This is a genomic window from Dictyoglomus sp. NZ13-RE01 (assembly GCA_002878375.1).
Lineage (GTDB): Bacteria > Dictyoglomota > Dictyoglomia > Dictyoglomales > Dictyoglomaceae > NZ13-RE01.
Map to the genome: position 1 here is coordinate 1 of NIRF01000008.1, position 13,923 is coordinate 13,923.

Consider the following 13,923-nt stretch of genomic DNA (forward strand, 5'->3'; position numbering starts at 1 on the left):
GTATTTATGGGAGCATTGTTAGTTATTTACTTAACATCAAAAATAGAGAAGGGAGAGCATAGAATAAAGTTATTAAAAGAGGAATTAAAGAGAGGAATAATAAGCTTCATAAATTTTGCCTTAAGAATAATTGAGATATTAAGATTGAGGTTAAAGATAAGCAAGAAAGGAAGAATTGTGCTTATGATTGGGGGTGATTAAAAATGATTACAGATCAGCCCATGGACTGTTGGACTTCTAAGTATTTCTACAATAACATCTTGGATAATAGGAAATATTCTTGGTGCTATTTGTGGCTTCTTTTACAATAAAAGATGGGCAAGAATAATAGAAAATATTGCTATGTTTATTAGACCTTTGCCTTATTACATTCTTTCACTTATATTATTAGTCATATTTGGTTATGTTTTAAAGTTATTTCCTTTAGGTGGAGGCTTTTCCGTAGGATTAAAACCCTCTTTTAGCTTTAGATTTATATCAGACCTCTTTAGATATGCTTTCTTACCCTTTTTATCCATGGTAATACTTGGTATTTCCGTCACTTTACAAACAATGAGATTAATTGTTCAGAATGTATTAAGAGAAGATTTCGTAGTTTATGCAAAAGCAGGAGGCATAAAGGATAGAGTGGTATTATTTAAGTATGTAATAAGAAATGCAATACTTCCACAAATTACTGGACTTGCTTTATCTATGGGGCAAATATTTAGTGGGGCGTTAATCACGGAAATCGTATTTTCTTATCCGGGTATTGGAACTCTCCTTTATAATGCCATTCATACAGGAGATTATAATTTGATCATGGGAATAACTTCTTTATCAATAATTGCAATCTCTACTTTTATTTTAATAATTGATTTGATCTATCCTCTGTTTGATCCAAGAATAAGATATAAATAAAAAAATAGGAGGTCTCATTAAGAGTGAAAGTATTAAAAGATTTACTAAGAGATGGCAAATTTAGATTTGGCTTCATTATACTCTGTTTCTTACTTTTTTTAGCAATTCTTTCCTTCTTTTATCCGTATAATATAAAAATTTGGAATGTATTTCCGCGAGATCTTCCTCCATCTTTTCAACATCCATTAGGTACAAATTCCAAAGGACAAGATGTTTTTTGGGAAGCAACTTTTGCTATTAGAAATTCACTGATTCTTTCTTTGATAGCTGCATTACTTTCGAGGATAATAGCTATCATAATTGGTTTAATCTCTGGTTATTTAGGTGGAAGAGTTGACAGATTTTTAATGTCCTTTAATGATAGTTTTTTAGTATTACCTTTACTTCCTATCCTTATTTTAATTTCATCTTTAATTAAAGGAAGATTAAGTTTAGTTACATTAGGGCTTATTTTAGGTATTTTTGGATGGTCCTGGGATGCGCGGGTAATTCGTTCTCAGATTTTGAGCCTTAGAGAGAGGGAGTTTACAAATACTGCAATCTTGTCGGGTACTCGTACATTCTCATTAGTAATGAAGGAATATCTTCCTTTCGTTATTCCCATAGTATTTTCAACAATAATTAATAATATGGCATGGGCTGTAGGTATGGAAATTACATTGGCAATTTTAGGATTATCTAATCTGGAGATTCCCACATTAGGGACTATGCTTAATTGGGCTATTAGTTATCAGGCTATGCTTTTAGGTATATGGTGGTGGCTACTTACGCCTGTTGTTATATCTGTACTACTTTTCGTTAGCCTTTATTTATTATCTGTTAGCATTAGTGAATATTTAGATCCGAGAACAAGAATCCAAAGAATAGGAATGGCAAAGGAGTAAGGATATGATAGTTGTAAAAGCTGAAAACCTAAGAGCCTATTATATTTTAGATGTTTATGGAGAAAAACAGTTTGTAAAGGCAGTGGATAATGTTAATTTAAATGTTGAAGAGAATGAAATTTATGGAATTGCAGGAGAGTCAGGTTGCGGTAAGAGCACATTAATTAAAACTTTATATGGCATGATTGAACCCCCATTAAATCTTATAGATGGTAAGGTTTTTTATAAAATAAATGATGATTATTTAAATATTTTTACCCTGAGTGATTCTGAGATTAAAAAAATAAGGTGGGAATTTATATCCTATATACCACAAGGTTCTATGAGTGTACTTAATCCAGTGACAAAGATCATAGATACCTTTTATGATTTTGTAAGTGCTCATAAGAAAGATGTTAGTAAAAAAGAGATAGAAGAATTAACAAAGGAATATCTAAATGCTCTTGGACTTCCCTCAAAAATATTAAGGGCTTACCCCCATCAACTATCTGGAGGAATGAGACAAAGAGTTACAATAGCTTTAGCTACTATATTAAAGCCAAGGGTTATTATAGCAGATGAGCCATCAACAGCCTTAGACGTGGTTGCCCAAAGAGGAGTGATTCAACTCCTTAAAGATATTCAATCTTCACAGAAAAACACCATTATTCTTGTAACCCATGATATGGGGGTACATGCTACTATATCTGATAGGATTGGTATAATGTATGCAGGACATCTTATTGAGGAAGCAAAGACAGAGGAAATTTTTGAGAATCCTCTTCATCCTTATACAAAATATCTTATTGGCTCACTACCCAAAATGGGAGATAAATCTTATAAAATAAGTGCACCAGGCTTACCTCCAAATCTTATAAATCCTCCATCTGGATGTAGATTTCATCCAAGGTGTGAGTATGCCATGCCAGAATGTAAAGAGAATATCCCAGAACTGATTAATATAAAAGAGGGGCATAAAGTAGCATGCTTCTTATATGCAAAGGAGAGGAAGATATGAGAAGTATTAATGGAGAATTATTAAGGATTGAAAACTTAACGAAAATATTCACTTTGGGAAGTATTTTTTCGAGGATTAAAATCCTTGCGGTAAATAATGTGAATTTTAACATAGATCACTCAGAGATCTTTACATTGGCTGGTGAAAGCGGAAGTGGAAAAACTACAGTAGCAAGAATTATATTAGGATTAATAGAACCAACAAAAGGAAAGATATTGTATAAAGGCAAAGATGTAACAAGTTTTAAAAGTAGAGATGATCTAAATTATTTTAGGAAAGAGGTGCAAGCTATATTCCAAAATCCTTTTGAAACTTTTAATCCTTTGAGGACTGTTATTAGTTATTTAATTGAAACTGCTATGAATTTTAAAATAGCAAAGAATGAAGAGGAAACCTATGAAATTATCGATCGTGCCTTAAAGTCAGTAGGACTTTCTTTGGAAGAAGTAAAAAATAAATATCCAAGCGAATTTTCTGGAGGACAACTTCAAAGAATCTCTATTGCCAGAGCATTAATAACTAATCCAAGTCTTATTGTAGCGGATGAGCCAGTTTCAATGGTAGATGCATCTTTAAGAATGTCCATTGTAAATTTATTTAAAGAGTTAAAAGAAAAAAATGGGGTTAGTGTACTTTATATTACTCATGACCTTGCGACTGCTTATTATGTTAGTGATAAGATTGCAATAATGTATAGAGGAGAGATTGTTGAAAAAGGACCTGTAGAGAAAGTATTAGGAGAGCCTAAACATCCTTATACTATGCTACTTCAAGAGTCTATACCTGAGCCTGATCCTAAGAAGAGATGGATGAAGAAAATTACATTAACAAGCTTTGAAGAGGAAGAATTTTTGTTAAAAGGTTGTAAATTTGCAAGACGTTGTCCATATAAGATGGATAAGTGTGAAAAACAAGAAATTCCGGAATTCAATATAGATGGCAGAGAAGTCCGATGCTTATTATATGAATCTTAAGGAGGTAAGAGATGGGTTTCTTGAGAGTAAATGGTAAGTACATAGTAAATGAGAAAGGAGAAAAAGTATTTTTAAGGGGTGTTTGTTTTGGTGGATGGCTGAATATGGAAAATTTTATTACTGGATATATGGGAGCAGAAAGTGTTTTGAGAAAAGCAATAAAGGAAGAGTTAGGAGAGGAAAGGTATAATTCTTTCTTTAGAAGTTTCCTTGATAATTTTATTACCGAGAAGGATTTTATATTTCTTGAAGAGATTGGGGCGACCGTTGTAAGAATTCCTTTTAATTATAGGCATTTTGAAGATGATCTAAATCCTGGAGATTTTAAATCTTCTGGTTTTTATTATTTAGATAAATGCGTAGAATGGGGAAAAAAGCATAATATATATCTAATATTAGATCTTCATGCTGCACCTGGTTGGCAAAATCAGGGGTGGCATTCAGATAATCCTTTTGGTATATCCTTACTTTGGGAAAACAAGCATTTTCAAGATAGGGTGAAAAACCTTTGGCTTTATATTGCAGAACATTATAAAAATGAGACCCAAATTGCTGGATATAATCTGCTAAATGAGCCAAACGCTCCCAACATAGAGATTTTAAACAAACTTTATAAAGAATGGGTAAAAGCCATAAGAGAAATTGATAAGAATCATATTATATTCTTAGAAGGAAATAGATATTCCACTGAATTTGACGGCTTAGAAGAACCTTTTGATGATAATCTTGTTTATAGTTCCCACAATTATACAGTTATGACCCATCGAGGAAGAAAATATCCAGGGGTAGTGGCTGGAATATATGTTGATAAAAAATGGATGGAAAAGAGCTTCTTAGAGAGAAATAAATGGATGTTAGATAGAAATATACCTTCTTGGATTGGAGAGTTTGGAGCATTATTTGATGGAGCTATTGAATCACCAACAAACTCGGATTTGGCAAGACTTTCTGCCTTGAGAGATCAATTAGAAATCTTTAATATGTATGAACAATATTGGACTATTTGGACCTATAAAGATGTTAAATATCAAGGATTAGTAATTCCTAAAGAGGATAGTGAATATATACGTAGAATAAAACCTATCCTTTCCTTGAAAGAAAAATTAGGATTAGATTCTTGGACATCAAGGGGTTATGGTATTTTAACGGCTGAAACTTCAAGGATTTTGAAGTTAATTGCTCAAGAGGTTGCTGAATATATCAAGGATTTTAGTCTTGACTATGAACATTTTGTCCGAGAGTTTGATAATATCTCCATCTATGCTGCAATCAGCAATTTTCTAACACCTTTATTTGCTCTGCAATTTTCAGATATGAGTAGTAAAGAAATAGAAGAAATGCATAAAGAAGCCTTTGAATTCTCCTATTGTAAGAAAAGAACGTATTTGATTGATATTTTACGGGAAGCTCTAAGATAATATTTATTTTGGTCTTTATTTTTTCATAAAGAAATATAAGGTATAATATAGCCATGAGTAGTTTAAGGGCGTATTTAGATATTGAAACTACTGGGCTTTCTCCTGAATATTCCTATATTACTGTTGTGGGAATATATATGGAAAATGAGGAAGAGGAAAGATTTATTCAGCTAATAGGAAAAGAGATATCCGCTTATAATCTTTTGTATGTAATGAAAGATGTTAAAGAGTTATATACATATAATGGTTCCCGCTTTGATCTTCCTTTTATAAAATCCAAGCTCGATATAGACCTTAATGACTTTTTCTATCATACTGATCTTATGTATTTGTGTTGGAAAAATGGGCTTTATGGAGGATTAAAGGTTGTAGAGAAGAAACTTGGTATTGAAAGAAGATTAAAAGAAATTGATGGGAGAATGGCGGTAGAACTTTGGTATAGATATATTTCCCATAATGATATGAATGCTCTATATCTACTTCTTGAGTACAATAAGGAAGATGTTTTAAATCTGAAGATACTCCGTGAAAAACTTTATCTGCTGGAAAATGAGCTATGTCCATAAAAATAATACCTCTTGATGGTGTAAATTGTATTGGAGGAAATAAGTTTATAGTAGATGATGGGCATTACTCTATTTTGTTGGATTTTGGACAAAATTTTAATGAGGAGAGTAAATATTTAGATGAATTTCTTAAACCAAGGTCTGCTTTAGGAATAAAAGATCTCTTGTACCTCTCTTTAATTCCTCCAATTAAAGGGCTTTATAGAAAAGACTTAGATATTTTTATAGATTGGAGTAAATTTGAGAATCACAAGTTGTATAAATCATCAAACGTAATTGGAATTTTATTATCTCACGCTCATTTGGATCATACTGGTTACGTTACCTATATAAATATGGAAATTCCCATTTTGACAAGTCTTGGAACAACCTATATTTGTAAGGCCATGCAGGATACAGGAAGTGACATTGAAATCTGTTATATAAATGAAAAGATGTTGGAAAATGATGTTCTGAAGGCTGATAATAAAAATCCGTATTATCGAAGAAGATTTATCATTTTAGAGGAAAGAAAAATAAATGATCTAAGATTCTGGTCTATTTCTCCAGCAAAAAAGAAAGAGATTTTAGGAGGAGAATTGTTTTTTTCAAGGGAATATGAATTGGAAAATTTCAAAATAAAAGCTATTCCTGTGGATCACTCTATCCCTTATGCTTGTGCTTTTCATATTGATATCAGTGGTTTACATATCCTTTATACAGGTGATTTGAGGATGCATGGTTTAAAAGCTCATCTAACAAAAGATTTTATAAATTATGCTAAAAAAATTAAACCTGATATTCTTATATGTGAGGGTACTCATCCAAAAAGTAATAGAAAAACTTCAGAAGAAGATGTGTATGAGAATGTTCTTAGGTTAATAAAAAATAATAATAGCTTAGTTATTGCAGATTTTGGTCCAAGAAATATTGAAAGATTAATTAGTTTCTTGAGAGTTGCAAGAGAAACTAATAGAAAATTAGTTTTGACTTTGAAGGATGTTTATACTCTTATTGCTTTAAGGGAGATAGATGAAGAGATTCCAGACCCAACTAATGATGAAAATATATATCTTTATAGAGTTCCAAGGGCAAGATCTGATAAAAAATGGGAAGAGATTGTTTATGAGAAAATGCCAAAGGATAGAATAATAGATTTTAAAAACATTAAAGAAAATCCAGAGGATTATATTTTGTGTTTTTCCTATTATGATTTTCCGAATTTAATTGATATAAATCCTTCGGGAGGTGTTTATATCTATTCATCTTGCGAGGCTTTTAACGAAGAAATGCTCATTGATCACAGAAAAATAGAAAATTGGATTGCTTTATTTAATTTTGAGATTTATGGTTCTTTAAAAGATAGAGAAGATCCATATTTTCATTCCAGTGGGCATATAATTGGCGAGGATTTGGAATTATTGATAGAGGAAGTTAGACCAAGATTTTTAATTCCAGTTCATACAGAACCTGAAAGTAAGGAATTTTTTGAAAGATTTGATGGATTTTGCAAGGTTGTATTTCTTGATAAAGGAGATGTTTTTGAAATATAGAGGAGGTGAAGAAAAATGGAAAAGGTCGCTATTGTAACTGGTGGAGGACAAGGAATAGGGAAGGCAATAGTCAAAAAACTTTTAGAAAATCATTACAATGTGGCAGTGGCAGATATTGATGAAGAGGCAGGGCATGAGGTGGAGGAAGAATATTCAAATTTAGGAAAATTGGTCTATATAAAGACTGATGTATCTAAGGAAGAAGAGGTTAAAAATATGGTAAGAACAGCCGTAGAAAAATTTGGGGGAATCGATGTTTTGGTAAATAATGCAGGTATTGCTATCAATAAACATATTTCAGAACTTACTTTGGAGGAATGGAACAGAGTAATCTCTGTAAATCTAACAGGAGCCTTTCTATGTAGTAAATACTGTTTTCCATACTTGAATGAGAGAAAAGGTAATATTATAAACATAGCTTCTACAAGAGCTTTTATGTCAGAGCCAAATACTGAAGCTTATTCAGCCTCTAAGGGAGGAATTTATGCACTGACTCATGCATTAGCTATTAGTTTAGGACCTAATGTTAGAGTTAATTGTATTAGTCCAGGGTGGATAGAGGTTAGCAATTGGAAGAAGAAAAGCTTGAGAAAGGAACCAGAACTTACAGAATTAGATCATAAACAACATCCTGTTGGAAGAGTAGGGATACCAGAAGATATTGCTAATATGGTTCTTTTTTTGATTTCTGATAAGGCTGGATTTATAACAGGAGCAAACTTTATAATTGATGGTGGAATGACGAGAAAGATGATTTATCTGTAATTTTTAGGAAGGGGATCTTATCCCCTTCCTAATTATGATCTTGCTAATTTTACAAGAAGAGGCATAAGCTCAGTTCCTTTTATCCTTCCAAGGCTTCCTTTAGCACAGGAACTTTCTCCAAAGTAATCTAAACCATCAGGAGTAATTCCATCTGTTACTATCATTAAGGGAACTGGATCCTCTGAATGGGCCTTTAGAGAACAAGGAGTTGAGTGATCTGCCGTTACAACAACTACTACTTTTGAGAAATCAAGATATGGTAGTAGATTTGTAAAGTATTCTGCATCTATTTTTTCAATACTCTCTTTTTTGGCATTAACAAGACCATCATGCCCTGGAATATCAGGACCTTTTAAGTGGGCATATACTCCATCATATTTTTCTAAGGCATATAGTGTTTTTTCTGCCCAAAGTCTATAATTAGATGAATCTTCTATAGGAACTTCCTTCATTCCTGTTAATAAAGCTATTCCTCTTTCTACAGGCATTTCTACAATACTTCCAAAGGAAAGATTATAAAGCTCGTTCAGTGTTGGAATCTTAGGCAGAGAGTCTCCTGCATCTCTCAATAGAATAATATTAGCTGGCTTTTTCCCTTCAGATATTCTCTTCTTATTTATTTCTGAGTTTTTTAATACTTCAAAGGATTTTTTAACAAACTCATTAGTTAATCGTGCAGACTCCTTTGCCTCAATACTATCATCTAATGGAATACATTCCTGCACTTCTGTGGGAGGATTTGTGATGGCGATACTATAAGGTCCATGCTTTTTATATCCTGGATCTATATTTTCTACGTTAGCTGAAAGTTTTCCATTCTTCTTTCTAATAACGAGTACTCCTCTATGTCCTACAGTAGCCTTAAAGATAAATTCTGCTCCATCAAGCTTTACTTTTTGATTTACTTCTTCTGCTAAAGCTTTTGCTTCCTCTGTTGAGAGATTTCTCCCAGCCCTTCTATCTAATATTTTTAGGGTATTTTCATCTACTGTTGCAAAATTTGCTCTCCAAGCTAAATCTCCATCTCTTACCTCAATATCTGCTCCATAGGCTTCCAATGGACCTCTTCCAGTATAATATTTATCTACGTCATAACCTAATATACTCAATACTGCAGCATCAGATTCTGGGGCAATCCCTGGAGCAATAGGGTCCATAAGTCCCAACTTAGCCTTTTTAGCTAAAGAGTCCATATTGGGAGTATGTGCAGCTTCTAATGTAGTTTTTCCGTTTAGGCTTGGCTCTGGTCTTCCTCCCAGTCCATCAAGAACAATATACAATATTTTCTTCATACTTTTCCTCCTTTCTCATATGATTTATCTTAAAAATTTTATCATAAAATTTTAAAATGTGATATAAATCACTTTATTTAATTTCTTCTTTTCTGTATAATTTAATAGAATAAGAAAGGAGGTCAAATCATGAGGGTATTTAAGGTTTTAAGTTTATTTTTCATATTCATAATTTTTCTTTCTGGATATATTCTTCCTCAGGAAAAGATTATTCCTGCTCCATCTTGGGAGAAGATCATAATAGTACCAAATGAGGAAACCAAATTAAAACTCGATCTTTGGCTAAATAAACCAGAAGGTAGCGTTTATAGAATTGGTGAAGATTTAAAGATTTATGTGAGGGCTAATGATGATTGTTATCTCTATATATTTGATTTAACAGCGGATGGAGAATTTAAGCTTATTTTCCCTAATGTATACTCATCTAATAATTTTATTAGAAAGGATCAGACCTATACATTCCCCGATAAACCCTCCTATAGTTTTAAAGTAAGCCCACCAGAAGGTAAAGAATTTATTATTGGAATAATTTCAAAGGTACCATTAAATATTTTTCCTGGTAAAAAATTAGAAGCTCTAAAACCTGGTGAAACTTTAGAGAAAAGTGTAGAGAAAGCGATGAAGACAATAGAAAAAGTACTAATTGAAGGAGATAAGAAAAATTGGAGTCAAAAAGTTACATTTTTTTATGTACAAAGAGCTATAAGTTTAGAGGGTAAAGTTAATATCCAATCAAATCCTTCTGGCGCAAATGTCTACTTAAATAATGTTTATAAAGGTAAAACTCCCTTGAGTTTAAGTCTTACAGAAGGAAGTTATAGGGTTTTATTACAATTAGAAGGTTATAAAGATTACGAAACAGTTATTATTGTTGAAGCAAACAAGGAGAAAGATTATAATTTTACTCTTTCTCCTAAATATGGAGATTTAAGAATAGAATCTACCCCATCTAATGCGGATGTATACATAGATGGAATTTATAGGGGAAAAACTCCATTACTTATAAGAAATATGTTGGCAAAAACTTATGAAATAAGACTAAGATATCCAGGTTATCAGGATTTAGTACAGAAAGTAGAAGTTAAGGAAGGAAGAGAAAATAGAATAGTTCTCTCACTTCTTCCTCTAACTGGAAGCTTAAATATAAATTCAAACCCTCAAGGAGCGGAAGTTTATTTAAATGGTGTGTACAAAGGTATAACTCCCATCACAATTTACGAGCTAACCCCAGGAAAATACCAATTACAATTGAGAAAATCAGGTTATAAGGACTTAATAACCTTTGTTGATGTAATCTCTGGTACTGTATCAAACTATAACTTCTCTCTAACTCCTCTCTTAGGAAGCATTAATGTATTTTCTACTCCATCTAATGCGGATGTATATATAAATGATGTTTACAAAGGAAAAACTCCTCTTTCATTAAGCGATTTAAATCCTGGATATTATACTGTTAGGATTGTTCTTACAGGGTATCAGGAGTATAGAGAATCCTTCTATTTAAATCCTGGAGATGTAAAAAGAGTTAATGTAAATTTGGTTCCAGCTTTAGGAGAGGTTAGTATTAATTCAAAACCGCAATCTGCAGTTGTTTATATAGATGGAAAATATCAAGGGGTCACTCCTTTAACCTTGAATTTGGCTGAAGGAGTTTATAGCTTAAGATTGGCTTTATCTGGATATCAAGAGGTGAACACACAAATTAATGTAAAGGCTGGAGAAAAATATAATTTTGAATTTGTTCTTTCTCCTATCATAACTCCCGTAGTTTATTATATAAACTTCACAAAGGGAGGTTATGAAGGAAATCTTAGTGTTCAAAAAGCTGAAAATTGTTACTTTACTAAGGAAGACAAAGAATACAGTTTAGTTCTAAATCCAGGTGGTATTTTAGAATTAAAATCTCCTTCAATACTATATAAAAAGATATATTTGAGAATTAAATTTGCAACTACTTATAGTGGGAAGAGCGAGTTAAATCCTGGATTATCTATTAATATTAATGAAAAGCTTATAACTATCCCTGTAGCTATAGAGTCTAAAGATTTTGAAGTATTAAAATGGGATATAACTGGATTAGTTAATATGGACAAAGAAAACATTGTAACCATATTAATACCAAAAGATATAGAAGGAAACGTGAGGATAAAAGAAATATCTATTGAGTCAAGGTAGTTTAAAAGGGGAGGGGGGTTTTTAGATATTAGGAGGGAAATATGAGGGATTTTCCGGAATTTCCTTGGAAGGACCTTTCCTTTAAGAATATCCTATTGATAATTGTATTTATCTTAGTAGTAATTTTTCTGGCTGAAAGCTTTTATTTTGTTGGTCCTGCAGAATCTGCTATTGTTAAGAGATTTGGTAAGATCATAGGAGTATTTGGACCAGGTTTGCATTGGAAGATACCTCTCTTGGATAGTGTGAGTAAAGTAGATGTTGCAGCTATTAGAAGATTGGAGATAGGTTTTAGGACGATAAATATTTAAAGAGGAATCTTTATTATTAACAAAAGACGGTAAAATATTTGACCTATATAAGAAGTTCTGAAAAACTACTTAGAGATTTGGCTCAGGCATCTATGAGAAAAAAGGATTCTGGAGTATGATTCTGAACCCACCCTTGTAGTTACTAAGGATAAAAAATCTATGATATTAGATTCTTTTGCACTATTTGTTATTACCGATCCCCTTTTATTTTTGAAAACTGTTAGAGACGAAAGCGGTGTCCAGGCAAGATTAGATGATAGCATATATAGCGAGATGCGAAGAGTAGTGGGACAATATGATTTTGATAATATTGTCTCTGAAAAAAGGGAAGAAATTTTTGAGGAGGTTACAAGATCTTCACAAGCAAAGGCAATGGAGCTAAGTATTGAAATTAAAACTGTTAGAATGAAAAGGGTTAGTGTTCCTGAAGAGAACCTAAGAAAGATTTATGATTCCATGATAGCGGAAAGACAAAGACAAGCTGCTCTTTATAGAGCGGAGATGCAAAGAGAGGCTCAGAGGATAAAGTCTGAGGCTGAGAAAAGAAGAACAATAATTCTTGCTGAAGCTTATAGAAAAGCTAAAGAGCTTAAGGGACAAGGAGAGGCGGAAGCTGGAAGAATTATTCAGTCCGCTCTTTCAGCAAATCCTGAATTTTACCAATTTATAAAAAGTTTAGAGGTATATAAAAAGACTATTCCTGGAAATACTATTATAATTACACCTGATTCTGAGATCTTTAAATATCTAAGAAGCAAATAATTACAATGATGAATTAGAATTTTTCAATCTGTTTTGGATATCTTGAATGACTTTTTTAATTGTAACGTCGGACTGATAAAGTTCTTGGATTTTTTCATAAGCATGAAGTACTGTGGTATGATCTCTTCCGCCGAATTCTTCTCCTATTTTAGGTAAAGAAATGTCTGTTAATGTTCTTGCAAGGTACATAGCAATTTGCCTTGGCAGTGCCACTTCTTGGGTCCTTCCTTTTCCGACGATTTGTTCAGGTGTTAAATGGAAGTAATTTGCTACCTCCCTAATTATAGCTTGGATACTTATTGGGGTAACAGAGGGCTGTAAAATATCTTTTAGTACAGTTTTTGCTAAGGAAAGGTCAATAGGTACGTTATTGAGAGAGGCAAAAGCAACTGTTCTGATCAAGGCTCCTTCTAACTCTCTAATATTGGATTGAATTTGTTCTGCTATAAATTCTATAACACTTTCAGGTACATTTACTCTTTCTGCTTCTGCTTTTTTCTTTAGAATTGCAATCCTTGTTTCTAAGTCAGGAGGTTGTATATCTGCCATAAGTCCCCATTCAAATCTTGATCTTAATCTATCTTCTAAAGTAGGTATTTCTTTGGGAACTCTATCACTGGTAAGTACAATCTGCTTTCCAGCCTCATATAATGCATTAAAGGTATAGAAGAATTCTTCTTGAGTTCTTTCTTTGCCTGCTAAAAATTGAATATCATCAATGAGAAGAATATCAATATTTCTATACCTACTTCTAAATTTAGTCATTCCATCCTCTTTTATGGCATCAATAAGCTCTACAGTAAACTTTTCCATGGACGAATACACAATTTTTAGATGTGGAAACTTTTCTCTTACGTAATGTCCTATAGCATGAATTAAGTGAGTCTTACCAAGTCCTACCCCGCCATATATAAACAAGGGATTATATGTTTTCCCTGGATTTTGGCTAACTGCTAAAGCAGCAGCATGAGCAAATCTATTACTGTCTCCTACCACAAAGGTATCAAAAGTATACTTAGGATTTAAATTTGTTACTTGGAGAACAGATTCAGGTATAGATCTATCTACAGGTTCTTCTTCTTTATCTTCTGTAAATAATTCTACCTTCCATTCCCTTTGGGAAGTTTTTCTTAATGCTGATTCAATTACATCTAAATAGTACTCTTGGAGCCATTCCTTAGAAAACCTATTTGGAGTCTGGAGAATAAATTTTTCTCCTTGGACTCCCAATGGCTTTAAGGTCTTAATCCAAGTTTCAAAACCAGGTCTACTTATTTCCGTTGATATTATATCCAAAGTCTTTTCCCAGACTTGTTTCCAATCATCCATAAGCTAATACCTCGACAA

At 32.6% G+C, this 13,923-nt stretch carries 12 protein-coding genes and 2 pseudogenes; 12 read left to right on the forward strand and 2 right to left on the reverse strand.

Going from position 1 to position 13,923, the window contains the following annotated elements:
- The 9 genes from CBR30_06345 to CBR30_06385 all read left to right on the forward strand — a co-directional run.
- The coding region (locus CBR30_06345; protein ID PMQ01275.1) for a hypothetical protein at window positions 1-201 on the forward strand (201 nt) is incomplete at its 5' end.
- Window positions 202-213: 12 nt separating this feature from the next.
- On the forward strand, window positions 214-900 hold the full coding sequence (locus CBR30_06350; GenBank protein PMQ01276.1) for a hypothetical protein: 687 nt from the start codon (window positions 214-216) through the stop codon (window positions 898-900).
- 23 nt (window positions 901-923) lie between these two features.
- Window positions 924-1,784 carry a peptide ABC transporter gene (locus CBR30_06355; protein ID PMQ01277.1) on the forward strand — a complete coding sequence of 287 codons (861 nt, stop codon included), beginning with the start codon at window positions 924-926 and terminating at the stop codon, window positions 1,782-1,784.
- Window positions 1,785-1,788: 4 nt separating this feature from the next.
- Entirely contained in the window at window positions 1,789-2,781 is a 993-nt protein-coding gene (locus CBR30_06360; GenBank protein ID PMQ01278.1) for an ABC transporter ATP-binding protein, read from the forward strand.
- Window positions 2,778-3,755, forward strand: a complete 978-nt coding sequence (locus CBR30_06365; protein PMQ01351.1) for a peptide ABC transporter ATP-binding protein — start codon at window positions 2,778-2,780, stop codon at window positions 3,753-3,755. Before CBR30_06360 ends, CBR30_06365 begins: the two co-directional genes overlap by 4 nt.
- Before the next feature lie 11 nt (window positions 3,756-3,766).
- The gene (locus tag CBR30_06370) at window positions 3,767-5,173 is read left to right on the forward strand and encodes a glycoside hydrolase family 5 (protein PMQ01279.1); all 1,407 of its coding nucleotides are present in this window, start codon (window positions 3,767-3,769) and stop codon (window positions 5,171-5,173) included.
- Between the two features lie 53 nt (window positions 5,174-5,226).
- Entirely contained in the window at window positions 5,227-5,739 is a 513-nt protein-coding gene (locus tag CBR30_06375; protein PMQ01280.1) for an exonuclease, read from the forward strand.
- Window positions 5,730-7,271, forward strand: a complete 1,542-nt coding sequence (locus tag CBR30_06380; GenBank protein ID PMQ01281.1) for an exonuclease — start codon at window positions 5,730-5,732, stop codon at window positions 7,269-7,271. Before CBR30_06375 ends, CBR30_06380 begins: the two co-directional genes overlap by 10 nt.
- Window positions 7,272-7,286: 15 nt before the next feature.
- Entirely contained in the window at window positions 7,287-8,036 is a 750-nt protein-coding gene (locus CBR30_06385) for an oxidoreductase (GenBank protein PMQ01282.1), read from the forward strand.
- A 32-nt stretch (window positions 8,037-8,068) separates the two neighbouring features.
- On the opposite strand, the gene CBR30_06390 is transcribed toward CBR30_06385, so the two are convergent.
- Entirely contained in the window at window positions 8,069-9,328 is a 1,260-nt protein-coding gene (locus CBR30_06390) for a phosphoglycerate mutase (GenBank protein ID PMQ01283.1), read from the reverse strand.
- A gap of 126 nt (window positions 9,329-9,454) precedes the next feature.
- On the opposite strand from CBR30_06390, the gene CBR30_06395 reads away from it, so the two are divergent.
- The 3 genes and pseudogenes from CBR30_06395 to CBR30_06405 all read left to right on the forward strand — a co-directional run bounded on the left by CBR30_06395 (window position 9,455) and on the right by CBR30_06405 (window position 12,576).
- On the forward strand, window positions 9,455-11,503 hold the full coding sequence (locus CBR30_06395; protein PMQ01284.1) for a hypothetical protein: 2,049 nt from the start codon (window positions 9,455-9,457) through the stop codon (window positions 11,501-11,503).
- Between the two features lie 41 nt (window positions 11,504-11,544).
- A pseudogene (locus tag CBR30_06400) lies at window positions 11,545-11,933 on the forward strand (hypothetical protein).
- Window positions 11,911-12,576, forward strand: a pseudogene (locus tag CBR30_06405) (protease modulator HflC). Before CBR30_06400 ends, CBR30_06405 begins: the two co-directional pseudogenes overlap by 23 nt.
- On the opposite strand, the gene CBR30_06410 reads toward CBR30_06405, so the two are convergent.
- Entirely contained in the window at window positions 12,577-13,905 is a 1,329-nt protein-coding gene (locus CBR30_06410; protein ID PMQ01285.1) for a chromosomal replication initiation protein DnaA, read from the reverse strand. It lies immediately after the preceding pseudogene.
- Window positions 13,906-13,923 lie beyond the last annotated feature (18 nt).